This is a genomic window from Pseudomonas putida, assembly GCF_001941965.1.
Taxonomy (GTDB): Bacteria; Pseudomonadota; Gammaproteobacteria; order Pseudomonadales; family Pseudomonadaceae; genus Aquipseudomonas; species Aquipseudomonas putida_L.
In genome coordinates this window covers 39,097-65,037 of the sequence record NZ_MKZO01000036.1, presented here as the reverse complement: position 1 = coordinate 65,037, position 25,941 = coordinate 39,097, and the positions used below count along the sequence as shown (strand labels likewise).

At 65.2% G+C, this 25,941-nt stretch carries 17 protein-coding genes; 7 read left to right on the top strand and 10 right to left on the bottom strand.

What is annotated here, in order from left to right; genetic code table 11:
* Positions 1 to 74: 74 nt before the first annotated feature.
* The 6 genes from accC to PSEMO_RS19845 form a co-directional block, all read right to left on the bottom strand.
* Positions 75 to 1,418 (bottom strand): acetyl-CoA carboxylase biotin carboxylase subunit, encoded by a 1,344-nt coding sequence (accC, locus tag PSEMO_RS19870; RefSeq protein WP_075804681.1) that lies wholly within the window; start codon positions 1,416 to 1,418, stop codon positions 75 to 77.
* A gap of 17 nt (positions 1,419 to 1,435) precedes the next feature.
* Entirely contained in the window at positions 1,436 to 1,900 is a 465-nt protein-coding gene (gene accB / locus PSEMO_RS19865; protein ID WP_075804680.1) for an acetyl-CoA carboxylase biotin carboxyl carrier protein, read from the bottom strand.
* Positions 1,901 to 1,988: 88 nt separating this feature from the next.
* Positions 1,989 to 2,435 carry a type II 3-dehydroquinate dehydratase gene (gene aroQ, locus PSEMO_RS19860; protein WP_075804679.1) on the bottom strand — a complete coding sequence of 149 codons (447 nt, stop codon included), beginning with the start codon at positions 2,433 to 2,435 and terminating at the stop codon, positions 1,989 to 1,991.
* 178 nt (positions 2,436 to 2,613) lie between these two features.
* Positions 2,614 to 4,389, bottom strand: a complete 1,776-nt coding sequence (locus PSEMO_RS19855; protein ID WP_075804678.1) for a protein-disulfide reductase DsbD — start codon at positions 4,387 to 4,389, stop codon at positions 2,614 to 2,616.
* A 164-nt stretch (positions 4,390 to 4,553) separates the two neighbouring features.
* Complete coding sequence (locus tag PSEMO_RS34485) at positions 4,554 to 5,942, bottom strand: methyl-accepting chemotaxis protein (RefSeq protein ID WP_444851698.1); 1,389 nt, start codon at positions 5,940 to 5,942, stop codon at positions 4,554 to 4,556.
* Positions 5,943 to 6,622: 680 nt separating this feature from the next.
* Complete coding sequence (locus tag PSEMO_RS19845) at positions 6,623 to 8,239, bottom strand: response regulator (protein WP_075804676.1); 1,617 nt, start codon at positions 8,237 to 8,239, stop codon at positions 6,623 to 6,625.
* A gap of 286 nt (positions 8,240 to 8,525) precedes the next feature.
* Between PSEMO_RS19845 and PSEMO_RS19840 the strand changes: the two genes are divergently transcribed.
* The 4 genes from PSEMO_RS19840 to speA all read left to right on the top strand — a co-directional run bounded on the left by PSEMO_RS19840 (position 8,526) and on the right by speA (position 12,763).
* Positions 8,526 to 9,596, top strand: coding sequence for a DUF2333 family protein (locus PSEMO_RS19840; protein ID WP_075804675.1), 1,071 nt, complete (start codon positions 8,526 to 8,528; stop codon positions 9,594 to 9,596).
* A 1-nt stretch (position 9,597) separates the two neighbouring features.
* Positions 9,598 to 10,134, top strand: coding sequence for an NUDIX hydrolase (locus PSEMO_RS19835; protein WP_075804674.1), 537 nt, complete (start codon positions 9,598 to 9,600; stop codon positions 10,132 to 10,134).
* Positions 10,135 to 10,328: 194 nt separating this feature from the next.
* Positions 10,329 to 10,700: a translation initiation factor Sui1 gene (locus PSEMO_RS19830; protein ID WP_075804673.1), complete on the top strand. Its 372-nt coding sequence runs from the start codon at positions 10,329 to 10,331 to the stop codon at positions 10,698 to 10,700.
* Between the two features lie 149 nt (positions 10,701 to 10,849).
* Positions 10,850 to 12,763, top strand: coding sequence for an arginine decarboxylase (gene speA / locus PSEMO_RS19825; protein ID WP_075804672.1), 1,914 nt, complete (start codon positions 10,850 to 10,852; stop codon positions 12,761 to 12,763).
* Between the two features lie 329 nt (positions 12,764 to 13,092).
* On the opposite strand, the gene PSEMO_RS19820 is transcribed toward speA, so the two are convergent.
* The 3 genes from PSEMO_RS19820 to PSEMO_RS19810 form a co-directional block, all read right to left on the bottom strand.
* Positions 13,093 to 13,518, bottom strand: coding sequence for a hypothetical protein (locus PSEMO_RS19820; RefSeq protein ID WP_075804671.1), 426 nt, complete (start codon positions 13,516 to 13,518; stop codon positions 13,093 to 13,095).
* On the bottom strand, positions 13,496 to 13,882 hold the full coding sequence (locus PSEMO_RS19815; protein ID WP_086937247.1) for a polymorphic toxin type 44 domain-containing protein: 387 nt from the start codon (positions 13,880 to 13,882) through the stop codon (positions 13,496 to 13,498). The genes PSEMO_RS19820 and PSEMO_RS19815 overlap by 23 nt, the downstream gene beginning before the upstream one ends.
* Before the next feature lie 428 nt (positions 13,883 to 14,310).
* Positions 14,311 to 15,645 (bottom strand): MATE family efflux transporter, encoded by a 1,335-nt coding sequence (locus PSEMO_RS19810; protein WP_075804670.1) that lies wholly within the window; start codon positions 15,643 to 15,645, stop codon positions 14,311 to 14,313.
* A 220-nt stretch (positions 15,646 to 15,865) separates the two neighbouring features.
* Here PSEMO_RS19810 and PSEMO_RS19805 point away from each other — a divergent pair, with 220 nt between their 5' ends.
* Complete coding sequence (locus tag PSEMO_RS19805; protein ID WP_075804669.1) at positions 15,866 to 20,764, top strand: alpha-2-macroglobulin family protein; 4,899 nt, start codon at positions 15,866 to 15,868, stop codon at positions 20,762 to 20,764.
* A gap of 91 nt (positions 20,765 to 20,855) precedes the next feature.
* Here the strand turns inward: PSEMO_RS19805 and PSEMO_RS19800 are convergent, their stop codons facing one another.
* A complete protein-coding gene (locus PSEMO_RS19800) occupies positions 20,856 to 21,149 on the bottom strand; it encodes a hypothetical protein (RefSeq protein ID WP_075804668.1) in 294 nt (97 codons plus the stop codon).
* An 80-nt stretch (positions 21,150 to 21,229) separates the two neighbouring features.
* Between PSEMO_RS19800 and pbpC the strand changes: the two genes are divergently transcribed.
* On the top strand, positions 21,230 to 23,584 hold the full coding sequence (gene pbpC, locus PSEMO_RS19795; protein ID WP_075804667.1) for a peptidoglycan glycosyltransferase PbpC: 2,355 nt from the start codon (positions 21,230 to 21,232) through the stop codon (positions 23,582 to 23,584).
* A gap of 293 nt (positions 23,585 to 23,877) precedes the next feature.
* The gene (locus tag PSEMO_RS19790; protein WP_144443597.1) at positions 23,878 to 25,899 is read left to right on the top strand and encodes a collagen-like triple helix repeat-containing protein; all 2,022 of its coding nucleotides are present in this window, start codon (positions 23,878 to 23,880) and stop codon (positions 25,897 to 25,899) included.
* Positions 25,900 to 25,941: the final 42 nt, after the last annotated feature.

Below are 25,941 nucleotides of genomic sequence, written 5' to 3'. Positions count from 1 at the left end.
TCTCCAGAACAATAAAAAAGCCCCGAACCTGGGTTCGGGGCTTTCGCATTCACAGCGGGGCAAAACCGTCCGGATTACTCCGAAGCCAGCTTGTGCTCCAGGTAGTGAATGTTGACGCCGCCCTTGCAGAAGGCTTCGTCACGGACCAGCTCGCGGTGCAACGGGATGTTGGTCTTGATCCCGTCGACGACGATTTCATCCAGGGCATTGCGCATGCGTGCCATGGCTTCTTCGCGGTCTTTACCGTAGGTGATCAGCTTGCCGATCAGCGAGTCGTAGTTCGGCGGAACCGCGTAGCCGCTGTACAGGTGCGAGTCGACGCGAACGCCGTTGCCGCCTGGTGCGTGGAAGTGCTTGACCGTGCCTGGGCTCGGGATGAACTTCTTCGGGTCCTCGGCGTTGATCCGGCACTCCAGGGAGTGACCACGAATCACCACGTCATCCTGGGTGAACGACAGCTTGTTGCCAGCGGCGATGCTCAGCATCTCCTTGACGATGTCGATACCGGTGACCATTTCCGAAACCGGGTGCTCTACCTGCACGCGAGTGTTCATCTCGATGAAGTAGAACGCGCCGTTCTCGTAGAGGAACTCGAAGGTGCCGGCGCCACGGTAGCCGATCTCGACGCACGCCTGGACGCAGCGGGCGAAGACTTCCTGGCGGGCCTTCTCGTCGATGCCCGGGGCCGGGGCTTCTTCCAGGACCTTCTGGTGACGACGCTGCAGCGAGCAGTCACGGTCACCCAGGTGCACGGCGTTGCCCTGGCCATCGGAGAGCACCTGGACTTCCACGTGACGTGGGTTGGTCAGGAACTTCTCCAGGTAGACCATCGGGTTGCCGAACGCCGCACCGGCTTCGGTACGGGTCAGCTTGGCCGAGGCAATCAGGTCTTCTTCCTTGTGCACCACGCGCATGCCGCGACCACCACCGCCACCGGCGGCCTTGATGATCACCGGGTAGCCGACCTGGCGAGCGATCGCCAGCGCGGTTTCCTCGTCTTCCGGCAGCGGGCCATCGGAGCCCGGTACGGTCGGAACGCCGGCCTTGATCATGGCGTCCTTGGCCGACACCTTGTCGCCCATCAGGCGGATGGTGTCGGCGTTCGGGCCGATGAAGGCGAAGCCGGATTTCTCGACCTGCTCGGCGAAGTCGGCGTTTTCCGCCAGGAAGCCATAGCCAGGGTGAATGGCAGTCGCACCGGTGACTTCGGCCGCGGCGATGATCGCCGGGATGTGCAGGTAGGAATCCTTGGATGCGGCCGGGCCGATGCACACGGACTCGTCAGCCAGGCCCAGGTGCATCAGCTCGCGGTCGGCCGTGGAGTGTACGGCGACGGTCTTGATACCCAGTTCCTTGCAGGCACGCAGGATACGCAGGGCAATTTCGCCGCGGTTGGCGATCAGAACTTTTTCCAACATCGCAGGCTCTCCGCGGTTCAAACGATGGTGAACAGCGGCTGGTCGAACTCAACCGGCTGGCCGTCTTCTACCAGGATGGCGTCGATGACGCCGCCGATATCGGCTTCGATGTGGTTCATCATCTTCATGGCTTCGACGATGCACAGGGTGTCGCCTTTCTTCACCGACTGGCCGACTTCAACGAAGGCTGGCGAGGTTGGCGACGCCTTGCGGTAGAAGGTACCGACCATTGGCGAACGGATCACGGTGCCTTTCAGTGCAGGCGCAGCAGCGGCGGCCGGAGCAGCAGCGGCAGCGGCTGGCGCCGGGGCGGCAGCTGGAGCGACGGCGGCGGCAACCGGGGCCGGCGCGTAGTACTGCTGGGCTGGCGCCTTGCTGTGGCGGCTGATGCGCACGGACTCTTCGCCTTCCTTGATCTCCAGCTCGTCGATGCCGGACTCTTCCAGCAGTTCGATCAGTTTCTTGACTTTACGAATATCCATTAATCATCAACTCCCAAGATTTGGTCAGGGTCGTATGAACGTGATTGAAACGTTCTTGAAAGCCTGGCGAAGGCCAGGCCCGCGTTATTCAGGATTTGGCGGCCAGTTGTTCCAGGGCGGACTCCAGGGCCAGGCGGTAACCGCTGGCGCCCAGACCGCAGATCACTCCCACGGCTACATCGGAAAAGTAGGAGTGGTGACGGAACGGCTCGCGCTTGTGCACGTTCGACAGGTGCACTTCGATGAATGGGATGCTCACCGCCAGCAATGCGTCACGTAATGCGACGCTGGTGTGGGTGAAAGCCGCCGGATTGATCAGGATGAAGTCCACGCCTTCGTTGCGCGCGGCGTGGATCCGGTCGATCAGTTCATACTCGGCATTGCTTTGCAGGTACTGCAGATGGTGGCCGGCGGCGCGGGCACGCTGCTCCAGGTCCTGGTTGATCTGCGCCAGGGTCACGGCGCCGTAGACACCGGGCTCGCGCGTGCCGAGCAAGTTCAGGTTGGGGCCGTGCAGCACCAGTAGGGTCGCCATCTGCGCATCCTTTGATTTTTTGTAGGACATAAATACAAGCGCGGCGACTATGCCGCAAAGACCCGAGCACTGTCCAGTTGCCTGCAATAGCCAGCACGATGACCGAGATTCGCGCGAAATATATGACTATTTTGTTAATCCCGGTCATCAGTCGCGGGTTTTTCGCAGCCCCGGGAAGTTATAGACGCAGATCGGCGCGGATGCGCTGCAGATGCTCGGCGAATTCGCCGGCGTTGGTCTCGCCCACCACGCGAGCGGCGCTGTTTTCGCTGCCGTTTGCCGCAAAGAACAGCAGTGCGGGCGGGCCGAACAACTGGTAGCGGTCGAGCAGGGCGCGCTGTTCGGCGCTGCTTTGAGTGATATCGAAGCGCACCAGCCGGTATTCCTTGAGCAATGGCAGCACGTTCGGCGCATTCAGTACTTCATGCTCGATCACCTTGCAACTGATGCACCAGTCGGCGTACCAGTCCAGCACCAGCGGCTGGCCGGCGGCCTTGGCTTCGGCAAGAACGCGGTCGAGTTCGGCAGGGCTGTCGATGGTTTGCCAGGTGTCGCTCTTCGCCTGGCTGACGACCGCGGCGTTGCCCGCGACGGGCAGGGGCCGCAGCGGATCGCTCTGGCCACTCAGCGCGCCATACCAGCAGGCCAGGGCGTAGACCAGCAGGAACAGGCCGAGCAACTGGGCCAGGCGCTGGCGCGGCGCCTTGTAGCCGAACTCCAGGGCACCGAGGAACAACGCCACGCCGGCGGCCAGCAAACCTACCAGCAGCAGGGTGACTTGCCCCGGCAGCACGCGGCTGAGCAGGCCGATGGCCAGGCCCAGCAGCAATACGCCGATGGCGTTTTTCACCGTCACTAGCCACGGCCCGCTCTTCGGCAGCCAAGCCGCGCCACCGGTCGCCACCAGCAGCAGCGGGGCGCCCATGCCCAGGCCCAGGGCGAACAGCTTCACCGCGCCGCCAAGGGCATCGCCGCTGGCGCTGATATACAGCAGGGCACCGGCCAGGGGCGCGGATACGCAGGGCGAGACCAGCAAGCTGGAGACCACGCCCAGCACAGCCGCGCCGAGCAGCGAACCGCCTTTGGTGTTGCCGGCGACGCGGTCGAGGCGCTCGTTCAGGGCGCGTGGCAGTTTCAGTTCGAACAGGCCGAACATGGCCAGGGCAAAGAGCACGAAGAACAGCGAAAACGGCACCAGCACCCAGGCCGACTGCAGGCGTGCCTGCAAATTCAGGCTGGCGCCGAACAGGCCCATCAGTGCGCCGAGCAGGGCGAAGCAGGCGGCCATCGGCAGCACGTAGGCCAGGGACAGGGCGAGGCCACGCAGGCCGCCGACCTGGCCGCGCAGAACCACCCCGGAAAGGATCGGCAGCATCGGCAGCACGCAGGGGGTGAAGGTCAGGCCGACCCCGGCGAGGAAGAACAGCAGCAGGCTGTTCCAGGTCCAGGCTTGCGTGGTGCTGGCCGCGGGCGGGGCGGTGGCGTTGCTGTTGCCGGCAATGCTCAGGCGTTCGGTTTCCGGCGGGTAGCACAGGCCCTTGTCGGCACAGCCCTGGTAGGTGACCAGCAGGGTAAAGGGGCGTTGGTCGTCGCTGCGCGGCAGGTCGATATCGAGGATGCCATGGTAGACCTCGACATCGCCGAAGAACTCATCGTGCTTGGCCTCGCCGGGCGGCAGTTGCGGCGTGCCCAGGGCGATGTCGGCGGGTTCGGTGCGGAACTGGAAGCGGTGGCGATAGAGGTAATAGCCTTCGGCGGGGACGAAGCGCAGCTTGATGGTCTTGTTGTCGCCTTCCATCAGGTTGAGCTTGAAGGCTTCGCGCACCGGCAGGAAATCGGCGCTGTTGTTCAGGGACGGCGCGCCGAGTGTGGCGCTGGGGCGGCTGTCGAACAGGCCGGCGCCCATGGCGGGCAGGGCAAGGGCCAGCAGCAGGAGGCAAAGCAGACGACGCATGGTGGGCTCGCGGGGTGGGGCGGAAATTCCCGCATGATAGCCGACTCGGGGATTTGCTGTGTTGCTGATGGCCCTATCGCTGGCAAGCCAGCTCCCACAGGGTGTGCGGTGTACACAGAAACCTGTGGGAGCTGGCTTGCCAGCGATAGGGCCCGAAAGGCCACCTACAAACGGAAAGCCCGAACCGCCGTATTCAGTTCTCCACCCAACCGCAACAACTGCTCGCCCTGATCGCGCCCTTCACCGATCCGCTGCAGGTTGTCCTCACCCAGTCCGTGAATCCGCTCGCTGTGATCGCGAATCTCGCTCACCGCGCCACTCTGCTGCGCCGTCACATCGGCAATCCGCACCGCAGTGTCGGCAATGGTCTGGATCGCCGTGACGATCTCGTCCAGCGCACCATCCGCCGCCTGCGCCTGGTTGGCCGTGGCCTCGGCGTGTTCGAGCTGGGCGCGCATGCCTTCCACCGATTCCTGCGCGGCCTGTTGCAGGCGCACGATCAGGGTCTGGATCTCACCGGTGGCGCCGGTGGTGCGCTGCGCCAGGGAGCGCACTTCCTCGGCGACCACGGCGAAGCCGCGGCCCATTTCGCCGGCACGCGCCGCTTCGATCGCGGCGTTGAGGGCCAGCAGGTTGGTCTGTTCGGCAATGGCACGAATCACCGTCAGTACGCCTCCGATGGTCGCCGACTCCTGGGCCAGCTCCTCGACCACCTGGGCATTGCCTTGCACTTCGTCCACCAGCTTGCGCAGCCCGGTCAGGCTCTGGCCGATCACCGCCTGGCCCTGTTCCACCGCTTCACCGGCCTGACGGCTGGCATCGGCGGCCTGGCTGGCATCGCCGGCCACCTGGACGATGGTGGCTTCCAGCTCACCCAGCGCATCGCGAATCTGCGCGGTGTCCCCGGCCTGGCGCTCGGCGCCGTCGTGCAGGGCGCTGCTCATGCCGGCCAGGGCACGGCTGCTGCCGGCCACCTGCTCGGCGTTGTGGCGGATGGTCCCGACCAGTTCCACCAGGTAATCCCGCAGGCGGTTCAGCGAGTCCTGGATATCGTGCATCTCGCGGTTGCTCGGCGGCAGGTCGATGGCCTTGCTGAAATCGCCACCGGCCCACGCCGACAGGGCTGGATCAAGAGCGGTCAGCACCCGCGCCAGGCGCCGTTGCAGACGGTCGATCACCAGGGCGATCAGGAGGATCAGGGCAATCATCACGCCTTGCATCAGCCGCACTTCGCTCTGGATCTGTCCGTGCTGGCTGCGCACGCCCGGCTCCAGATCAGCGATGGCCTGCTGCACCGCAGCGATACGCGAGGTGGTGGTGGCCGCCAGCTCGCCGCGACGCTGGATCTGCTCGCGGGTCCGTTGCAGCTCGGCCGGGTAACGAGTGATCAGGCTATTCAGTTCGCGGCGCAGGCCGATCGCAGTGTCTTCGGCCTCGCTCTTGCTCTCGCTTTCCAGGCCCATCATCGCGGCGAAGTCGTCGGAGCCGGAAGCGCTGGCTTCCTTGACGCCGAGCAGCGGCAGGGCGTCGAGGATCTTCGCCTGCTCGGCCATCAGGTTCAGCTCACGCTCGACTTCCTCGGCCAGCTCCGGACGACCGCTGCTGACCAGCTTGTCGCGGGCCAGGGACAGCCGGCTCAGGTGCAGCCCGGCTTCGAAAAGAGGGGTGGTGTAGCGCGCGCCTTCCGGGTTGTTGCCGTTCTGTGCGTACCGCAGCCATTGCTCCAGGTTGGCGCCCAGCTCGCGCTCGGCCTGCAGCAGCAGGGCCTGGGGATCGCCGGCCAGCTTGCCGGCGGCCAGCAGTTCGTTGCTGGTGAAGGTGGCCAGGCTGTCGAGGCTCGGGCGCACGCTCTGGACCAGGTCTTCCGGCAACTGCTTCAGCTCTTCCTGGAGGTCCTGGGTGGCCTGCAGCGCGGTGGCATGCTGCAGTGCATCGCCGCTGCCGAGGTAGGTCTGGATATTGCGCGCCACCTGGTTCTGGAACTGCTGGGACAGGCCCAGGTAGCGCTCCATCAGCAGATACGGTCGCTCCAGGGCCTTTTGCGACCACCACAAGGTGGCGCCCAGGGCGAGGCAGACCAGGACCAGTAACAGGGTGTTGAGATTGGTGAGCAGCTTCAGGCGCATGTGCTTGACTACCGACGGCTGGAAGGCAAGGCACTGAAGTTATTGCGATTTTATGACGTGGTTATGACGAACCGGTCTTCCGGGTCAAAAAAAGTGGCCATTTGACTTCACCACTCCACCCGCACCACCCGATTGCGTCCGGCGCCTTTTGCGCGGTACAGCGCCTCGTCGGCGGCGGTGGCCATGCTCAGGGCGTCGAGCTCTTCGTTGAGGGCCACGATACCTGCGCTGAAGGTGCAGGACAGGTCCTGCGGCTGCGCCGGATAGTGGATCTCGGCGAAGCGCTGGCGGATCTGGTCGAGGACCTTGTGCGCGGCGTCGATATCGGTGTTGGGCATGACGATGGCGAACTCCTCGCCGCCATAGCGCCCGATGTAGTCGGTCTTGCGCAGGCGCTGCTTGAGGAACAGCGCCAGGCTCTTGATCACCCGGTCGCCCATGGGGTGGCCGTGGCTGTCGTTGACCTTCTTGAAGTGGTCGATGTCGAGCATGGCGAAGCTCAGTGGCCGGCTTTCCCGGCGGGCGCGGAAGCTGCAGTCCTCCAGCAACTGGAGGATATGGGTGTGGTTGTACAGCCCGGTCAGGCTGTCGCGGACCATCCGCGCCTTGAGGTTGCGTGCCCGGGCCGCCCGGTTGCGCACCGTGGTGATCAGGTGGCGCGAGCGGATCGGCTTGGTCAGGAAGTCGTCGCCGCCCTCGCTCATGGCGTCCAGTTGCTTGTCCAGGTCGTCCTCGGCGGACAGGTAGATGATCGGCACGCTGACATAGCGGTCGTTGTGGCGGATCACCTTGGCCAGTTCGGTGCCGGTGCAGGCCGGCATGTACATGTCGAGGATGATCAGGTCGGGCTGGAAGTCGGCCAGCTCGGCCATGGTCTGGATCGGGTCGGTCAGGGTGCGGGTGACGATCCCGGCATTGTTCAGCAGGCGCTCGGTGTGCAGGGCCTGGGCCCGGGAGTCGTCGATGATCAGCACGCGGAAGGGCTCGTACTGGGTGACGCTGGTGAGCAGTTCGACCTTTTCCAGCAGGCTCGAGGCTTCCAGCGTACCGGTTAAGAACTCCTGGCCGCCGGCGCGCACGGCGGCGAGGCGGGTCGGGGTGTCGGTTTCGTGGAGGCTGAAGAACAGCAGCGGGAGCCGTTGTTCCAGGCCCTGTTGGGCCTGTTCGGCGAGCACCAGGCCCTGGCCGTGGCCGCAGAAGTCCACGTCCATGACAATGGCCGAAGGCAGGCGCTCGCTCATCGAGGCGCGAAAGGCCTCGGCGGTGAACAGGGCTTCCACGCCCAGGCCGAAGAACTCCAGCTGCTTGGCCAGGCGCTCGGCGCGATCGTGGTCCTGGAGCATGATGTACACCGGCTTGCGCAGCGGCGGCAGGGTGGTCTGTTCGAGGCGGTCGCCCTGGCGCAGGCCGGTGCGCGACAGGCGCTGCATCAGGCGGTTGAGTTCGCTTATCAGGGTGCTGCTCAGCCGCGCGCTGTTGGCCTCGACCGCGTCCAGGGTCTGGCCGATGGCTTCGGCCAGCTGGGTGTGTTCCGGCTGCTCGAATCGCTCGGCGTAGCGTTGCAGGCGCAGGTTGGCCTCGCACAGCTCACCGAGGTCGCCGCTGGACCATTCGCTGCGCTGCAGACGCTGCCAGATTTCCAGGATCTGCCGGGCCTGATGAATGACCCGCTGGGCAAAGTGTTGCTTGAGTCGCTCACGATTGGGGTCTTCTGGCTCGGTCATGTCCTGACTACTTCTTATTAAAGGTGAGGCAGTTCGAGTGATGGCTCTATGCTAGCACCACTTTCGACGCAATCGAGTGCCCTGCATCAATTTTTTGACGCCGGAGATTCATTCAGTTCGTGACCCGATGGTCGTTTATGCGATCCTGCCCCCTTGCTTTATAGTGGCCGTCACCCGGACCGCCCCTGGCAGCAGTGCATCCGCCGAGTTTCGCGATGCGCTGGCACCAATGCCCGGCTGCGGCGGTCGAACCCTGCACATGCCCTGACTGAATAAGGACAACGCCATGCTGGACTGGAAAAACCGTAAAGGCGGCGCCGAGGCGCGCGAGGAACGCAGCGCCAGGCGCGAGACGGCGAGCGGCAGCTATTTCCGTGGCCTGCTGAGCCGTTCGCTGGGTGCGCTGATCGGTGTCTACCTGGTGGTCACCATCGCCCTTGGCTGGTACTGGAGCGAGGAGCCCGACCTGTTCCCGGTGCAGCAGAACGCCCAGGCCGCCGCCGAGCGTAACGGTCAGCAGATGGTGGTTGGCTACACCACCATCGAAACCCTCAAGACCGTCGCCGGCACCCTGCTCAACAAGCCGGGCGGCTACATCTCCAACGACCGCTTCCCGCCGGGCCTGTGGATGGACAACATGCCGAGCTGGGAGTACGGCGTGCTGGTCCAGGTCCGCGACCTGTCCCGCGCCCTGCGCAAGGACTTCGCCCGCTCCCAGTCGCAGTCCACCGAAGACGCCGACCTGGCCAAGGCCGAGCCGCGCTTCAACTTCGACAACAAGAGCTGGATCCTGCCGTCGAGCGAGTCCGAGTTCGAGGAAGGCATCAAGTCGCTGAACCGCTACCAGGCCCGTCTGGCCGCCGGTGACTCGGGCGCCATCTTCTATACCCGCGCCGACAACCTGAACAACTGGCTGGGCGACGTCGCCACCCGCCTGGGTTCGTTGTCCCAGCGTCTGTCGGCCAGCGTTGGCCGGGTCAAGCTGAACAGCACGCTGAAGACCGAAGTGGTGGTGCCAGGCCAGGCGCCGCAGGTCGACGAGGAAATGGTCGAGACTCCGTGGCTGCAGATCGACAACGTCTTCTACGAGGCCCGCGGCCAGGCCTGGGCCTTGTCGCACCTGCTGCGCGCCATCGAGGTGGACTTCGCCGACGTGCTGGCGAAGAAGAACGCCACCGTCAGCGTGCGCCAGATCATCCGCGAGCTGGAGGCGTCCCAGGAACCGCTGTGGAGCCCGATGGTGCTGAACGGCAGCGGCTTCGGCATGTGGGCCAACCACTCGCTGGTCATGGCCAACTACATCTCCCGGGCCAACGCCGCGGTCATCGACCTGCGCCAGTTGCTGTCGCAGGGCTGATATGACCATCAGCGAGAAAGAGGCGGCGCACCGTGCCGCCTCGGACCAGGAACAGGTCGCCTGGGTCGATGCCGACGACCAACTGCTTGGCGCGCTGCCTCGTGCCGAGTTGCGCGAACGCGGGCTGATCGGGCGCTGCACCTTCATCCTGCTGTTCAACAGCGCCGGCCAGTTGTGCATCCACAAGCGCACCCTGAGCAAAGCGTTGTATCCGGGCTATTGGGATGTGGCGGCCGGTGGCATGGTCGCGGCCGGCGAGGCGTACGCCGAATCGGCGGCGCGGGAGCTGGAAGAAGAGCTGGGCGTGAGCGGCGTCGAACTGCGCCCCCATGACCGTTTCTTCTTCGACGTGCCGGGCAACCGCCTGTGGTGCGCGGTGTTCTCGGCGGTCTGGGACGGCCCCCTGCACTTGCAGCCGGAAGAGGTCAGCGAGGCCCGTTTCGTCAACCCGGAAGTGGTCTGGGAAGAGTCGCAGACACTGCCGTATTGCCCCGACTCCCTCGCTGCATTGGCCCGGGCGCTCGACCGGCAATCCTGACGTCGCAATATTTGTCCAAATTGGCGCAGTTCTGTACTTAGCAAGTGGGACATTTGCCGTTACACTGCGCGGCCTTTTTACCCTGCCGCGCACCCTTCGTGGCAGGTGCGCTGCCCCTGCCAGAGTGGGGCTTCGCGGTCGTGGCCCGTCCGGGTCGGCGACCAGTTTTTTGTCCTCAAACGTGAGGATCAAAAGTGGCCAAGAAAGCCTCGTCATTCTCCGCCCTTGGCGGCCTGGTGTTCTCCACCGATGCAGGTCGGCATTGTCCGGACTGCAACCAACCCATCGATGCCTGCATCTGCAAGCAGACGCTCATCCCGGAAGGTGATGGCATCGCCCGTGTGCGCCGCGAAAGCAAAGGTCGCGGCGGCAAGACGGTGACCACCATCAGCGGCGTGCCCCTGCCGCTCGAACAGCTCAAGGACCTGGCCAGCACCCTGAAACGGCGCTGCGGTACCGGTGGCGCGTTGAAAGACGGCGTCATCGAAATCCAGGGCGACCATGTCGAGCTGCTGCTCGGCGAGTTGATCAAGCAGGGTTTCAAAGCGAAGAAATCCGGCGGTTGATCGCTGGCAGCGGTGCTCTTCAGCCTGCGTCTAAACTCGTTGCCTTGTGAAGGGTCCAAACCCGAACAGGGAAAATCGTCATTTTCATTTTCTACACTGCGCCATCCCGCATGGCCGGTGTTATCTGACTTTCTTTATAGGGGACTTCGATGTCCGTACGACGCACACGCAAAGACGATGGCAGCCAATGGACCGTGGCCGACAGCCGCAGTGTTTACGGGATTCGCCATTGGGGCGCGGGCTATTTCGCGATCAATGAAGCCGGGCGTGTCGAAGTGCGCCCCAACGGCCCGGGCAGCGCGCCGATCGACCTGTACGAGCAGGTCGACGAACTGCGCAAGAGCGGCCTGTCGCTGCCGTTGCTGGTGCGCTTCCCTGACATCCTGCAGGACCGCGTGCGCCAGCTGACCGGTGCCTTCGACGCCAATATCGCGCGCCTGGAATACCAGAGCCAGTACACCGCCCTGTACCCGATCAAGGTCAACCAGCAGGAAGCGGTGGTCGAGAACATCATCGCCACCCAGAACGTCTCCATCGGCCTCGAAGCCGGCTCCAAGCCGGAGCTGCTGGCGGTGCTGGCACTGGCACCGAAGGGCGGCACCATCGTCTGCAACGGCTACAAGGACCGCGAGTTCATCCGCCTGGCGCTGATGGGCCAGAAGCTCGGCCACAACGTGTTCATCGTCATCGAGAAAGAGTCGGAAGTGGCCCTGGTGATTGAGGAAGCTGCCGAGCTCAAGGTCAAGCCCCAGGTCGGCCTGCGCGTGCGCCTTTCGTCGCTGGCGTCGAGCAAATGGGCCGATACCGGGGGCGAGAAGTCCAAGTTCGGTCTTTCCGCTGCGCAACTGATCTCGGTGGTGCAGCGCTTCCGTGACGCCGGTCTCGACCAGGGCATCCGCCTGCTGCACTTCCACATGGGGTCGCAGATCGCCAACCTGGCCGACTACCAGCACGGCTTCAAGGAAGCCATCCGTTACTACGGCGAACTGCGCGCCCTCGGCCTGCCGGTGGACCATATCGACGTCGGTGGCGGCCTGGGCGTCGACTACGACGGCACCCACTCGCGCAATGCCAGCTCGATCAACTACGACATGGACGACTATGCCGGTGTCGTGGTCGGCATGCTCAAGGAATTCTGCGATGCCCAGGGCCTGCCGCATCCGCACATCTTCTCGGAGAGTGGCCGCTCGCTGACCGCGCACCACGCCATGCTGGTGATCCAGGTCACCGACGTCGAGAAGCACAACGACGAAGTGCCGACCATCGAGAACAAGGAAGCCCTGCCGGAAACCGTGCAATGGCTGGTCGACCTGCTCGGCCCGACCGATATCGAGATGGTCACCGAGACCTACTGGCGTGCCACCCACTACATGAGCGACGTGGCCGCGCAGTATGCCGACGGCAAGATCAGCCTGTCCGAGAAGGCTTTGGCCGAGCAGTGCTACTTCGCCGTCTGCCGGCGCCTGCACAACTCGCTCAAGGCGCGCCAGCGCTCGCACCGCCAGGTGCTGGACGAGCTCAACGACAAGCTGGCCGACAAGTACATCTGCAACTTCTCGGTATTCCAGAGCTTGCCGGACACCTGGGCCATCGGCCAGGTGTTGCCGATCATCCCGCTGCACCGTCTCGACGAAGAACCGCTGCGTCGTGCGGTGCTGCAGGACCTGACCTGCGACTCCGACGGCAAGATCAACCAGTACGTCGACGAGCAGAGCATCGAGACCAGCATGCCGGTGCACTCGGTCAATGAAGGCGAGGATTACCTGCTGGGCGTATTCCTGGTCGGTGCGTACCAGGAGATCCTGGGTGACATGCACAACCTGTTCGGTGATACCGACTCGGTGAACATCTACCAGAACCCGAATGGCAGCGTGTACCACGCCGGCATCGAGACCCACGACACCATCGAGGACATGCTGCGTTACGTGCACCTGTCGCCGGAGGAGTTGATGACTCACTACCGTGACAAGGTGGCCAGTGCACGGCTCAGCGAACGTGAGCGCACGCAGTTCCTCGATGCGCTGCGGCTGGGGCTGACGCGGTCTTCGTATCTGTCGTCGTAAGGCTTTGCCGATGTAGAAAAGGCCCGCTCCCGGGATTTCGGGGGCGGGCCTTTTTTGTGGGCTGATCAGGCAGCCGTATTGCTCCTGCTGGCCTCATCGCTGGCAAGCCAGCTCCCACAGGGTTCTCTGCCAGCCTCAGGAAGCAGGTTTGACGCGGACTCTGTGGGAGCGGGTTTATCCGCGATTAGGTTGGTGAATCCGCTACTGCAATCGCGGGTGAACCCGCTCCCACATTGACCGCGTCGAATCGGACTTTGTGGCTGACAGAGAACCCTGTGGGAGCTGGCTTGCCAGCGATGAGGTCATCAGCAGCACCCTGGACTTTGGTGCTACTCGCTGGTCGCCGTCAGATCGATGAGAACAGGTTTGATCTCATTGTCTTCCCGCAATAGCGATGTACTGGTGAAGCTGTAGACGCTGTCGTGTGTCTGGGCGGTGATCTTCAGACCGTCTACAGCGGTAATGGCACCTGGATGTCTGGTAACCAGGAACGGCGTGTGATCACCCAGCATTTTGAGCGCCTCGGCTTCGTCGGACTGCCGGCTGGCGACGAAGTAGAGGTAGGTCATGGGAACCGTGGCGCCGCCGCTGTTACTCAGTACTTCGTAGACAGCGCTGTGGGTACCGATGGGGTAGCTGTTGATGATCTTGCTCAGTTCAGGTTTTGGACCAGGTGTGAAGATCCACAGCGACTGGGCTGCAATCACCAGCAGTAATCCGATGATCAGCCACTTAGTACCCGAGGAACTTCGCATACTCAATGCCCTTCTTGATCCATTGTTGATCTCTTGGGTCGTCGCCATAGGGGGCATTGAACCACCAGCTTCCATATTCCGGTTTACCAGTACCTGCTCTGACTTGTGCCCATCCGGCTCCTCTAAGCAGTACCTCTGCCGAAATGCCAGCTGCCGTACCGCAGGCGCCGTAGTTGAGGTTTCCGAAGGCCTCGTAATCGCCACCTTGTTGCTTGTAGTCCCAGGCACCCCGGTTTCTGACTTTGGTGTAGAACCAGGAAAAAAGAAATGAGGTTCCGCCTTTGCTGAAGAAATTCTTTTTACTTTGGGCTTCGCGCATGTTGCTCTCGACCGAGACGCCGGGAGGGTTTTTTGGAACTGGCATGAGATGTCCTTTTCGTTTGATCTGTTTATTAAGGTCTCCCTTCCTTGGGACGTTGCTTTTTCCGCCAGCGGGGCAGCAGCGTCAACGATAGGTATGTGACAGCTTGTGTTGTGCGAGGGCGTTGTCAGTGTCCCCACCGATGTATGCCGACTCTGAGTTTGGTGACTAACGGAGATTCCTGTAGGAGCTGGCTTGCCTGCGATGGACCGTGCAGCGGTCCCAAAATCTGCCCCCACCGAGTATCTGGATAAATGCAGTCCATCAGGCGCTGAATCCAAATCCAGATCCAATCCTTGGCTCGTGCTGGATGGTCTTTGGGACCGCTTTGCGGTCCATCGCAGGCAAGCCAGCTCCTACAGTGACGGCGTCGAGCGTGCTTCCAGAGGCTGGCCGAGAGCCCTGTGTGGAGCTTGCCAGCGATGAGGCCATCAGCAAAACCACCCATCCCGCCGCTGCAACCGCCACCCCATCACCCCCAGCGTCCCGCCGCGCACCGCCATGAACAGCAGGAACGCCAGCCACAACCCATGATTCCCCAGATCCCGCGCCACCCAGGCAAAGGGCAGGGCGATCACCACGCTGAGCAACATTGCATTCCTCATTTCCCGTGCCCGCGTCGCGCCGATGAACAACCCGTCCAGCACATAGCTCCACACCGCAATCAATGGCAGCAGCGCCAGGTACGGCAGGTACTCGAACGCGGTCTCGCGCACGCTGGGGATATCGGTCTGCATGGCGATGAACAGATGCCCACCGAACAGGAACAACAGCGCGAACCCAAGGCTGGCAATCAGCGACCAGCTACTGGCCACCGTCAGCGAGCGCCGCAGCGCATCCCGGTCCCGCGCGCCGATGGCATGTCCGCACAACGCCTCCACCGCATGGGCCAGCCCGTCCAGTGCGTAGGCCGTTACCAGCAAGCCATTGAGCAGCAGCGCATTGGCCGCCACCGTCGCTTCACCCAGCCGCGCCCCCTGCACGGTGATCAGGAAGAACACCCCCTGCAACGCCAGGCTGCGGATAAAGATGTCGCGATTGACGCTGAGCAGCGGCCGCCAGTTTTGCCAGCGCGCCAGCAGCGGCCACACCACTCGCCCGGGATAGGCGCGCAGCGAGGGCCGGGTCAGGGCGAGGCCGAGGAGGGCGGCGACCCATTCGGAAATCACCGAAGCCCGCGCCGAACCGACCACACCCCAGTCCAGCCCCAGCACGAACCACAGGTTGAGCACGATATTCAGCAGGTTGGTGGTCAGCAGGATCATCAGCGGCGCCCGGGCGTTCTGCGTGCCGAGGAACCAGCCGACCAGGGCATAGGTGGCCAGCGCCGCCGGCAGGCCGAGCAGGCGGGTGCTGAAGAAGTCCCGCGTGCCCTGTTCCAGCTCTGCACCCGGTTGCATCAGGCCGAGGGCCAGGTGACTGAGGGGGATCGCCAGCAGACCGAGGGTGAGGGCGAAGAGCAGCGCCAGGCTCAGGCCCTGTACCAACACCTGGCGCAGGCCGTCGCCATCGGAGCGGCCGGCAGCCTGGGCGGCAAAGCCGGTTGAACCCATGCGCAGGAAGCCGAGTACGCCCACCAGCAGGGTGTAGAGGCTGGCGCCGACCGCTACCGAACCCAACTGGTGGGCATGGGGCAGGTGACCGATGACCGTGCTGTCGACCAGGGCCACCAGGGGCACCGAGATGTTCGACAGGATCATCGGTGCAGCCAAGGCCCAGACCTTGTGGTGGGTGGGGCGGTGGCGCCAGTCTTTTAGCAGAGACATTCAAGAAGTCCTTGTGAGTTTTGGGACCGCTTCGCGGTCCTTCGCGAGCAAGCTCGCTCCCACAGGGGGAGTGCAGTGGGTCGCCAGCCGGACATTCTACCCACCTGACGGCACTTTGCTCGGTGAACCCTGTCTCACCTCGGCACCGCTCCCCGGTGAAACCGCGGACCTTGATATATAGTTTCCCGTCTGCCCCCTGCTGCCCTGAGAGTTTTCTCCCATGCTGAACAAAGGATTGTGGCTGGCCTGCGCGCTGGCGCTGCTGAGTGCCTGCGACTCGTCTGTTTCCGAAAAAACCGCTCCGGCCCCGGCTGAGAAAGCCGCCGCCCCGGCCGCCAGCGCGCCGAAGGTCGATGACGCGACCCTGGCCCAGCGCTACGCCGGTCGCGAGCTGAACGTGGTGGATGTCTCGGAAGTGCAGGTCGATGGCGCCAGTGCCCTGTCGGTGACCTTCTCCGCCCCGCTGCAAGCCGACCAGCGCTTCGCCGAGCGCCTGCACCTGGTCGACACCACCAAGGGCAAGGTCGACGGTGCCTGGGAACTCTCCGACAACCGCATGGAACTGCGCCTGCGCCACCTCGAGCCCAAGCGCAAGCTGGTGCTGACCATCGACGCCGGCCTGCGCAGCCTCAACGGCAACCAACTGGCCAACGAATACGTCAGCCGCCTGGAAACCCGCGACATGCAGCCGAGCATCGGCTTCGCCAGCCGCGGCTCGCTGCTGCCGACCCGTCTGGCCGAAGGCCTGCCGGTGATCGCCCTGAACGTGAACAAGGTCGAGGTGGAGTTCTTCCGCATCAAGCCTGAGGCGCTGCCGAGCTTCCTCGGCGCCTGGGGCCGCAGCAGCTCGCTGCAAAGCTATGAAGCCAACGACCTGTTGCCGATGGCCGACCTGGTCTACGCCGGCCGCTTCGACCTCAACCCGCCGGCCAACACCCGCGAAACCCTGCTGCTGCCCATGGCCGGGATCAAGCCCCTGCAGGAAGCCGGGGTGTACCTGGCGGTGATGCGCGAGGCCGGCACTTACAACTATTCGCAGCCGGCGACCCTATTCACCCTCAGCGATATCGGCCTGTCGGTGCACCGCTACAGCAACCGCCTGGATGTCTTCACCCAGGCCCTGGAAGGCGGCAAGGCGCTGGGCGCGATCGACCTCGACCTGCTCGACCACGACGGCAAGGTCCTCGCCCAGGGCAAGACCGACAGCGACGGCCACGCGCAACTGCCCCTGCCGCCCAAGGCCGACGTGCTGCTGGCGCGCCAGGGCCCGAACACCACGATGCTGCGCCTGAACAGCTCGGCCCTGGACCTCTCCGAATTCACCGTCACCGGCCCCCAGGCCAACCCGCTGCAACTCTTCGTCTTCGGCCCGCGCGACCTCTATCGCCCGGGTGAAACCGTGCTGCTCAACGGCCTGCTGCGCGACCAGGACGGCAAGCCGGTGAAGAGCCAGCCGATCAATGTCGAAGTGCGCCGGCCGGATGAACAGGTCAGCCGCAAGTTCGTCTGGGAGGCGGATGCCAACGGTTTCTACCAGTACCAGCTGCAACTGGCCGGCGAAGCGCCGACCGGGCGCTGGCAACTGCTGTTCGACCTCGGCGGCGGACACAAGCAAGTCTACGAAGTGCTGGTGGAAGACTTCCTGCCTGAACGCCTGGCCCTGGAACTGAAGGGCAGCGATACCCCGCTGAGCCCGGATGAAACCGCGGAAATCAGCGTCAATGGCCGTTACCTCTACGGCGCCCCGGCGGCAGGCAATCGTCTCAGCGGCCAGGTCTACGTGCGTCCGTTGCGTGAAGCCGTCCCGGCACTGCCCGGCTATCAGTTCGGCTCGATCACCGAAGAAGACCTGAGCCACGACCTGGAACTGGAAGAGTCCACCCTCGATGCTGACGGCGAAGCCACCCTCGCCATCGCCAGCGAATGGGCCGAAGCCCGCTCGCCACTGCAACTCACCGTGCAGGCCAGCCTGCAGGAGTCCGGTGGCCGTCCGATCACCCGCCGCCTTGAGCAACCGATCTGGCCGGCGGACCATCTGCCGGGTCTGCGCGGCCTGTTCGATGGCGAGGAAACCGACGGCGATGCCCCGGTGGAAATCGAGCTGCTGATGGCCGACCGCGACGGCAACAAGCTGGCCGCCGACAACCTGCGGGTGCGCCTGGTCCGCGAGCGTCGCGACTACTACTGGAACTACTCGCAGAGCGACGGCTGGAGCTACAACTTCAACGAGAAGTACCTCACCGAAAGCGAACAGAGCGTCAGCGTGCCGAAGGGCAGCACCACCAAGCTGAGCTTCCCGGTGGAGTGGGGCCCGTACCGCGTCGAGGTGGAAGACCCGGACACCGGTATCACCAGCAGCCTGCGCTTCTGGGCCGGCTACCGCGCCCAGGACAACGCCGACGGCGGCGCGGTACGCCCGGACCAGGTACGCCTGGCCCTGGACAAACCGGCCTACAACGACGGTGACACCGCCAAGATCACGGTCACCCCGCCGGCGGCCGGCAAGGGCTACCTGATGGTCGAAGGCGGCGACGGCCCGCTGTGGTGGCAGGAGATCGACGTGCCTGCCGAGGGCAAGGCCTTCGATATCAAGCTCGACCCGAAATGGGCCCGCCATGACCTCTATGTCAGCGCCCTGGTGATCCGCCCCGGCGAGCGCAAGGCCAATGTCACGCCCAAGCGTGCCGTTGGTGTGCTGCACCTGCCGCTGGACCGCGCCCAGCGCAAGCTGGCGGTGACCCTCGACGCCCCGGAGAAGATGCGACCCAAGCATCCACTGACCGTGAATATCCAGGCGCACAATGCCGACGGCAGCGTGCCGAAGCAGGTCCAGGTGCTGCTCGCCGCCGTGGACGTGGGCATCCTCAACATCACCAGCTACGTCACCCCGGACCCGTTCACCGGCATGTTCGGGCGCAAGGCCTACGGCGCCGACCAACTGGATATCTACGGCCAATTGATTGAAGCCGGGCAGGGCCGTCTGGCCAGCCTGGCCTTCGGTGGTGACGCCGGCATGGCCAAGGGCGGCAAGCGTCCGGACACCAGCGTGACCATCGTTGCCCTGCAAAGCGCCCCGGTCACCCTGGATGCCGAAGGCAAGGGCCAGGCCACGGTGGATATCCCCGACTTCAACGGCGAACTGCGGCTGATGGCCCAGGCCTGGAGCGAAGACCGCTTCGGCGTGGCCGAGGCCAGGACCGTAGTCGCCGCGCCGCTGATCGCCGAACTGTCGGCGCCGCGCTTCCTCGCCGGCGGCGACCGCACCAGCCTGGCGCTGGACCTGTCGAACCTGTCCGGTCAGGACCAGACCCTCGCCGTGGCCCTGGCCACCGAAGGCCAGCTGGACCTGCAAGGCCAGTCCCACCAGTCGCTGAAGCTCAAGCAGGGCCAGCGCGTCACCCTGAAGATCCCGGTGCAGGCCACTGGCGGCTACGGCCAGGGCCGCGTCACCGTGCGCGTCGATGGCCTGGTACTGCCGGGCGAAACCGATACCGGCTTCTCCCGCGACTGGACCCTGGGCATCCGCCCGGCCTACCCGGCGCAGCTCAAGCACTACCGCGTGGCGCTGAACGGTGGTGAGCCGTGGACCCTGCCCGAGCAGGACCTGGCGACCTTCGAACCGGCCGGCCTGGAAGGCACCCTGGCGCTGTCCAGCCGTCCGCCGCTGAACCTTGCCGAGCAGATCCGGGCGCTGAAGGCCTACCCCTATGGCTGCGCCGAGCAGACCACCAGTGGCCTGTACCCGTCGCTCTACGCCGATGCCGCGACCCTCAAGCGCCTGGGCATCACCGGCGAGCCGGCGGATGCGCGCAAGCGCAAGATCGAAATCGGCATCGAGCACCTGCTGGGCATGCAGCGCTACAACGGCAGCTTCGGCCTGTGGAGTTCCGATGGCGAGGAAGAGTACTGGCTGACCGCCTATGTCACCGACTTCCTCCTGCGTGCCCGCGACCAGGGCTTCGCCGTGCCGCCGGACGCCCTGAAAAAGGCCAGCGAGCGGCTGCTGCGTTATGTGCAGGAGCGCAACCTGATCGAGGTGAACTACAGCGAGAATGCCGAGCACAGCCGCTTTGCCGTGCAGGCCTACGCGGCGCTGGTGCTGTCGCGCAGCAAGCAGGCGCCGCTGGGTGCGCTGCGCAGCCTGTTCGAGCGGCGTGCCGATGCCCGTTCCGGCCTGCCGCTGGTGCAACTGGCGATCGCCCTCGACACCATGGGCGACAAGCCGCGGGCCGATCAGGCGCTGATCGCCGGTCTTGCGGCCGGTCGCGAGAAGGGCTGGCTGGCCGACTATGGCAGCTCGCTGCGTGACCAGGCGTTGATCATCGCGCTGCTGGATGAATACAAGCTGGCGAGCAAGGACATTCCGGATCGCCTGTTCAAGCTCTCCGATCAACTGGCCGGCAGCCAATGGTTGTCGACCCAGGAGCGCAATGCGCTGTTCCTCGCCGGCCGTGGCCTGGCGCTGCAGCCGGAAGGCAACTGGACGGCGCAACTGGACAGTGCCGGGCAGACCCGCGAGCTGGGCCCGGAGCAGTCCGGCCTGCATCTGGAAGGTGCGTTGCTGGCTTCGCCGCTGAGCGTGCGCAACGACGGCGACAAGACCCTGTACCAGCGTCTGACCCTGTCCGGCTATCCACGCCAGGCACCGCCGGCCAGCGGCAACAACATGAGTATCCGCCGCGACTACCTGGGCATGAACGGCCAGGCGCTGGACTTGAAGTCGCTGGAAAGTGGTGACCTGGTGCTGGTCCACCTGGCGATCCAGGCCAAGGAGCGGGTGCCGGATGCGCTGGTGGTGGACCTGCTGCCGGCGGGCCTGGAACTGGAGAACCAGAACCTCGCGCAAAGTGCTGCCAGCCTGGACAACGCCAGCAGCGCGGTGAAGCAATGGCGCGAAGCGATGGAGAATGCCAACGTGGTGCACCAGGAGTATCGCGATGACCGCTATGTCGCCGCGCTGAACCTGGATGGCTACGGCACCACCCACCTGCTGTACCTGGCGCGGGCGGTGACCCCGGGCAGCTACCGGATTCCGCCGGCGCAGGTCGAGTCGATGTACCGGCCGGACTGGCAGGCGGTGGGGGAGAGTGCAGGAGAGATGGTCATCAAGGGCCGCTGAGCCCTCGAGGGCCTCATCGCTGGCAAGCCAGCTCCCACAGGTTCAGCGGTGCACGCGGTCCCTGTGGGAGCTGGCTTGCCAGCGATGCTTTTCAATGCACCACCCAACTCAACACCCACAGCCCCAGCAGTGCCCAGATGATCCCCGCAATCACCGATGCCCGCATGAACGCCCGCACCGCCGAATACAGCAACAGCAGCCCGATGATCAGGATCAGGATGCTGATCAGCGAGGTATCCATCCCCAGGGTGTTGGCCAACCCGTCGATGAACTTCGTCCCGGCACTGGCCAGCATGGCGAACAATCCGCTGAGCAAGTCCACCACGAACTTGATGACGGCGCCCAGCGCCTGGCCCAGCCACTCGAAAAAACCTTCTACCCGCATGGTCGTGTCCTGATGGTCGTCACAGCATTCGCGCTGCCTTCCAGCCTTTGGCCGTCACTGGGCCGCCTCGGTTCCCGGCCATGTTCAGCTTAGCCCTGCCACGGGGGCGCAAGGCCCGTCTGGCGAGTATCGCGGGGCTGTCGGCACTGGCCCTGATCGCCCTGCTATGGCTGGCTGACCGCGTCTGGCCATTGCCACTGCCCGCCGACGACCTGGCCCGGGTCGTCCTGGCCGAAGACGGCACGCCACTGTGGCGCTTCGCCGATGCCGATGGCGTATGGCGCTATCCGGTGTCGGTGGACGAAGTCTCGCCGCTCTACCTGCAAGCCCTGCTGACCTACGAGGACCGCTGGTTCTACAGCCATCCCGGGGTCAACCCGCTGTCTCTCGGCCGCGCCGCCTGGCAGAACCTCAGCGGTGGCCGGGTGCTGTCCGGCGGCAGCACCCTGTCGATGCAGGTGGCGCGCCTGCTCGATCCCCATGAACGAACCCTGCCCGGCAAACTGCGCCAACTCTGGCGTACCCTGCAACTGGAATGGCACCTGTCCAAGCGCGAGATCCTCGAGATCTACCTCAACCGCGCGCCCTTCGGCGGTACCCTGCAAGGCGTAGCGGCGGCGAGTTGGGCGTACCTCGGCAAGCCGCCGAGCCAACTGACGCCCGCCGAAGCGGCGCTGCTCGCGGTACTGCCCCAGGCTCCCAGTCGCCTGCGTCCGGATCGCCATCCGCAACGCGCCACGGCGGCCCGCGACAAGGTCCTGCAACGCCTCGGCGAATATCAGGTGTGGCCGGAAATGCAGATCAGTGAAGCGATGGAGGAACCGCTGCTGCTCGCCCCACGCCAGGAGCCGGCGCTGGCGCCGTTGCTGGCGCGACGCCTGAACCGCGCCGACAGCCCGCCGCTGATCCGCACCACCCTCGATGCCTCCCTGCAACGCCGTCTCGAAGACCTCCTCGCCGGCTGGCGCGCGCGCCTGCCCGAGCGCACCTCGGCGGCGATCCTGGTGGTGGAATCCGAGACCATGGCCGTGCGCGCCTACCTCGGCTCGGTGGACCTCAACGACGAGCGTCGCTTCGGCCATGTCGACATGATCAGCGCCTGGCGCTCGCCGGGCTCGACCCTCAAGCCGTTTCTTTACGGCATGGCGATGGACGACGGCCTGATCCATTCCGAATCGCTGCTCCAGGATGTGCCGCGGCGCTACGGCGACTACCGCCCGGGCAACTTCTCCATGGGCTTCAGTGGTCCGGTGGCGGCCAGTTCGGCGCTGTCGTTGTCGCTCAACCTGCCGGCGGTGCAATTGCTCGAAGCCTACGGGCCGAAGCGCTTTGCCGCGCAACTGCGGGCCGGCGGCATCCCCATCAGCCTGCCGGCCCTGGCCGAGCCCAACCTGGCGCTGATCCTCGGCGGGGGCGGCAGTCGCCTTGAAGACCTGGTCAGCGGCTACAGCGCCTTCGCCCGCGGCGGCATGAGCGCCAGCCTGCGCCTGCAACCGGATGCACCGCTGGTGGAGCGGCGCATGCTCTCGCCCGGCGCGGCGTGGATCGTGCGGCGCATCCTCAGCGGCCAGGCGCGGCCGGACCGCGACCCTCACGCCGAATTGGTGCAGCGCCCGCAACTGGCCTGGAAGACCGGCACCAGCTACGGCTTCCGCGATGCCTGGTCGATCGGCGTCGGCCCGCGCTACCTGATCGGCGTGTGGATCGGCCGCCCCGATGGCACGCCGGTGCCGGGCCAGTTCGGCCTGGCCTCGGCAGCGCCGCTGATGTTGCAGGTCCATGACGTGCTGAGTAACCGCGACAGCCAGCGCGGTATTCGCACGCCGGTCCCGTCGGTGCCGGCCAGCGTTGGTGTCGCGGCGATCTGCTGGCCGCAGGGCCAGCCGCTGGCGCGCAGCGATGGCAACTGTCGGCGCCAGCGTTTCGCCTGGACCCTCGACGGCACCACACCACCGACCCTGCTGGCGCAGGACCAGCCACTGGGTGTCGGTTTGCTGGAGCATGTCTGGGTCAATGATCAGGGGCTGCGGGTTGACGCCACCTGCCCGGGCGCACAGTCCCGGGACATCGCCCTGTGGCCGGCGCCGCTGGAGCCCTGGCTGACCCGGGCCGAGCGCCGCGACGCCCGGCTGCCGGCCATCGATCCGGGCTGCCCGCCACAGGTGCCGGCCAGTGCGCCGCCGTTGTCCATCGTCGGGGTGCGCCAGGGCGACCAGCTCCGGCGCCCGGCGACCAGCCGCGAGGCGCTGCAACTGGACCTGTCGGCGTTGGGCGGCGATGGCCAGCGCTGGTGGTTCCTCAATGGTGCCCCCCTGGGCGAGAGCGCCGGGCAGGACGTGCTCAAGGCGCGCTTCGACGCCGCCGGTCAGTACGAATTGAGTGTGCTCGACGCCAGCGGGCAGACCGCCCGCCTGACGTTCCAGGTCAGCGACTGACGTCATAGAGCGCGCCCGGAAAATCGCCGCGAATGCGCGGCGATTTGGCGTCAGATACCCGTCAATTGGTGATAGCGCGAAAGTCGAAGTGCTATCACTGCGCCCTGATCACTATTTCAAGCTTCTGAAAGAGAAGGATTTTTTTTGCCATCACCAACGTATATATCCGGTTAATACCAAGTTCAGAATTGTGACACCACGCCCGCCGGACTGAGATAGCTGCACCGACGCGGATTTCCGTCCTGGAGTTTCCGCATACATAAAGCAGCGGCAGCGAAAGCAATGGAGTCGCCATGAACACTCAAGCGTGGATGAAAGCAAGTTCGGCACTGGCACTGGTGATGGCTGTGAGCCTCTCGGCAGGATGCAGCAGCGGTGGTGGCGGTTCTCATAGCGTGGTCGACGAATCTTCACCGGCTGCGGCCGATGCTGCGACCGGCGACGCCGGCTCGGGCACCACCGACAGCGGTACCGGCGGTACTGCGGGCAGTGGTGGTGGCAGCACCGGAACCGGAACCGGAACCGGCGGTTCGGGTGGCGGTGGCAGTGGTGACGGAACGGTGATCGGTGGCTCTGGTGGCACGGGCGGCACCGATGGAGCAGGTGGCTCGGTCGGTACAGGCGGGAATGGTTCCACAGGTGGAACTGGCACCACTACCAGCAATCCGCTGATTACCGCCCAGGTGGCAGATCAGGCAGGCTCTGCAGTGTCCGCACTGGGCAATGCCGTCAGCGGCGTCGGTGGGAGCGTCAATGGCCTGCCGGTACTGGGCGATACCGCCGGTGGCCTGGTCGGCAGTGTGGGAGCTACCGTCTCCACCATCGGTGGTGGCGTCAGTTCGGGGCTGGGCCAACTCGGTACCGGCAACAACGCGATCGGCAACACGCTCGGCAGCGTCGGCGCCGGTGTTGCGCAACTCGGCAGCGGCGTGCAGGGCCTGGCCAACAGCGGTGTGATCGAACAGGTGCCTGTGGTCAACAGTGTCGTGGGTTCTCTGGGCACCACCGTGGTCGCCCTGGGCGACACTATCAGCGGTGCTACCTCTTCCGGCCCGCTGAACAATGTTACCCAGCAGTTGAACACCGGCGCTGTGCAACTCGTGGCGCTGGTGGAAAACACTGCAGGTACCTTGGGCGAAACCACCGGCCTCGGTGCGCCACTCAACTCGGTGCTGAAAACCGTAGGTACTGCCGTCACCTCTGTCGGCCAGCAGGTCGCGGGTGCGGGTGGCAATCAGGTGACCGACCTGGCTGGCGGCTTGGTCGCAACCGTGGGCAATATCGCTGGCAAGGCGGGTGATCTGGTGGGCGGCGGTAATGCCAATGGCGGCGGTGCACCAGGTACTGGCGGGCTTCTGGAAACCGTGGGCGGGGTGGTCGCCGGTGTCGGCGGTGGCCTGACCGTACATGACCAGGATGGCGTGGTCGGTACCACCGCCTTGAACCTGCTGGGTGTGGGCAACCTGCTGGCTTCGGCCGGGCCTGTGGTCGGCGGTACTGGTCACGTCAACAACGGACCTGCCCCTTATCTCACTGCTACGGTTACCAGCACCGTGGGTGGCGTCGTGCAGCCGGTGGTCGACACTGCGCTGGGTGTGACGCAGCAGGTGGGCGCTGCAACCGGGCTTGGTACTGTGGTCAGCGGTGTGACGAATAAGCTCGGCGGTGCGCTTACCAGCCTTGGTGCGCAAACCAACCCTGGGCCGACCAACCCGGTCGGCGAACGCCTGGCCATCAGTGTGGGTGGCCTGGGTGACACCGTCACCAGCGTGGGCACGGTACTGAACGGCCCGGGCACCGGGAATGGCGGCCTTGGCGGCGCCTTGGGCGGTGTGACCGGTGCCCTGGGCGGTGCTACCGGCGGTACTGGCGGTCTCGGCGCCGTGACGGGCACCGTAGGCGGTGTGGTGAACAGCGTGACCGGCACCCTGGGCGGTGCTACCGGCGGAACTGGCGGTCTCGGCGCCGTGACGGGCACCGTAGGCGGTGTGGTGAACAGCGTGACCGGCACCCTGGGCGGTGCTACCGGCGGAACTGGCGGTCTCGGCGCCGTGACGGGCACCGTAGGCGGTGTGGTGAACAGCGTGACCGGCACCCTGGGCGGTGCTACCGGCGGCACTGGCGGTCTCGGCGCCGTTACCGGGACGGTTGGCAGCGTGGTCAATACCGTGACCGGGGCGCTCGGTGGTGCAACCGCGGGCACCGGTGCTGGCGTAGCGGTCTCGGGCGGCGCCGGCACCACCGCCACGAGTACCGGAGGTCTGGGGGGAGTGCTGAACGGCGTGACGGGTGGTTTATTGGGTGGTGCGAAGTAAAAAGCCATCATCCTGGTTAGACGATCTTACGGGCAACACCTA

Excerpts from the sequence above, each read along its gene's own strand:
- accC (WP_075804681.1), bottom strand. The coding sequence starts at position 1,418 with ATGTTGGAAAAAGTTCTGATCGCCAACCGCGGCGAAATTGCCCTGCGT.
- accB (WP_075804680.1), bottom strand. The coding sequence starts at position 1,900 with ATGGATATTCGTAAAGTCAAGAAACTGATCGAACTGCTGGAAGAGTCC.
- aroQ (WP_075804679.1), bottom strand. The coding sequence starts at position 2,435 with ATGGCGACCCTACTGGTGCTGCACGGCCCCAACCTGAACTTGCTCGGC.
- PSEMO_RS19855 (WP_075804678.1), bottom strand. The coding sequence starts at position 4,389 with ATGCGTCGTCTGCTTTGCCTCCTGCTGCTGGCCCTTGCCCTGCCCGCC.
- PSEMO_RS34485 (WP_444851698.1), bottom strand. The coding sequence starts at position 5,942 with ATGGCCGAGCAGGCGAAGATCCTCGACGCCCTGCCGCTGCTCGGCGTC.
- PSEMO_RS19845 (WP_075804676.1), bottom strand. The coding sequence starts at position 8,239 with ATGACCGAGCCAGAAGACCCCAATCGTGAGCGACTCAAGCAACACTTT.
- PSEMO_RS19840 (WP_075804675.1), top strand. The coding sequence starts at position 8,526 with ATGCTGGACTGGAAAAACCGTAAAGGCGGCGCCGAGGCGCGCGAGGAA.
- PSEMO_RS19835 (WP_075804674.1), top strand. The coding sequence starts at position 9,598 with ATGACCATCAGCGAGAAAGAGGCGGCGCACCGTGCCGCCTCGGACCAG.
- speA (WP_075804672.1), top strand. The coding sequence starts at position 10,850 with ATGTCCGTACGACGCACACGCAAAGACGATGGCAGCCAATGGACCGTG.
- PSEMO_RS19820 (WP_075804671.1), bottom strand. The coding sequence starts at position 13,518 with ATGCGAAGTTCCTCGGGTACTAAGTGGCTGATCATCGGATTACTGCTG.
- PSEMO_RS19815 (WP_086937247.1), bottom strand. The coding sequence starts at position 13,882 with ATGCCAGTTCCAAAAAACCCTCCCGGCGTCTCGGTCGAGAGCAACATG.
- PSEMO_RS19810 (WP_075804670.1), bottom strand. The coding sequence starts at position 15,645 with ATGTCTCTGCTAAAAGACTGGCGCCACCGCCCCACCCACCACAAGGTC.
- PSEMO_RS19805 (WP_075804669.1), top strand. The coding sequence starts at position 15,866 with ATGCTGAACAAAGGATTGTGGCTGGCCTGCGCGCTGGCGCTGCTGAGT.
- PSEMO_RS19800 (WP_075804668.1), bottom strand. The coding sequence starts at position 21,149 with ATGCGGGTAGAAGGTTTTTTCGAGTGGCTGGGCCAGGCGCTGGGCGCC.
- pbpC (WP_075804667.1), top strand. The coding sequence starts at position 21,230 with ATGTTCAGCTTAGCCCTGCCACGGGGGCGCAAGGCCCGTCTGGCGAGT.
- PSEMO_RS19790 (WP_144443597.1), top strand. The coding sequence starts at position 23,878 with ATGAACACTCAAGCGTGGATGAAAGCAAGTTCGGCACTGGCACTGGTG.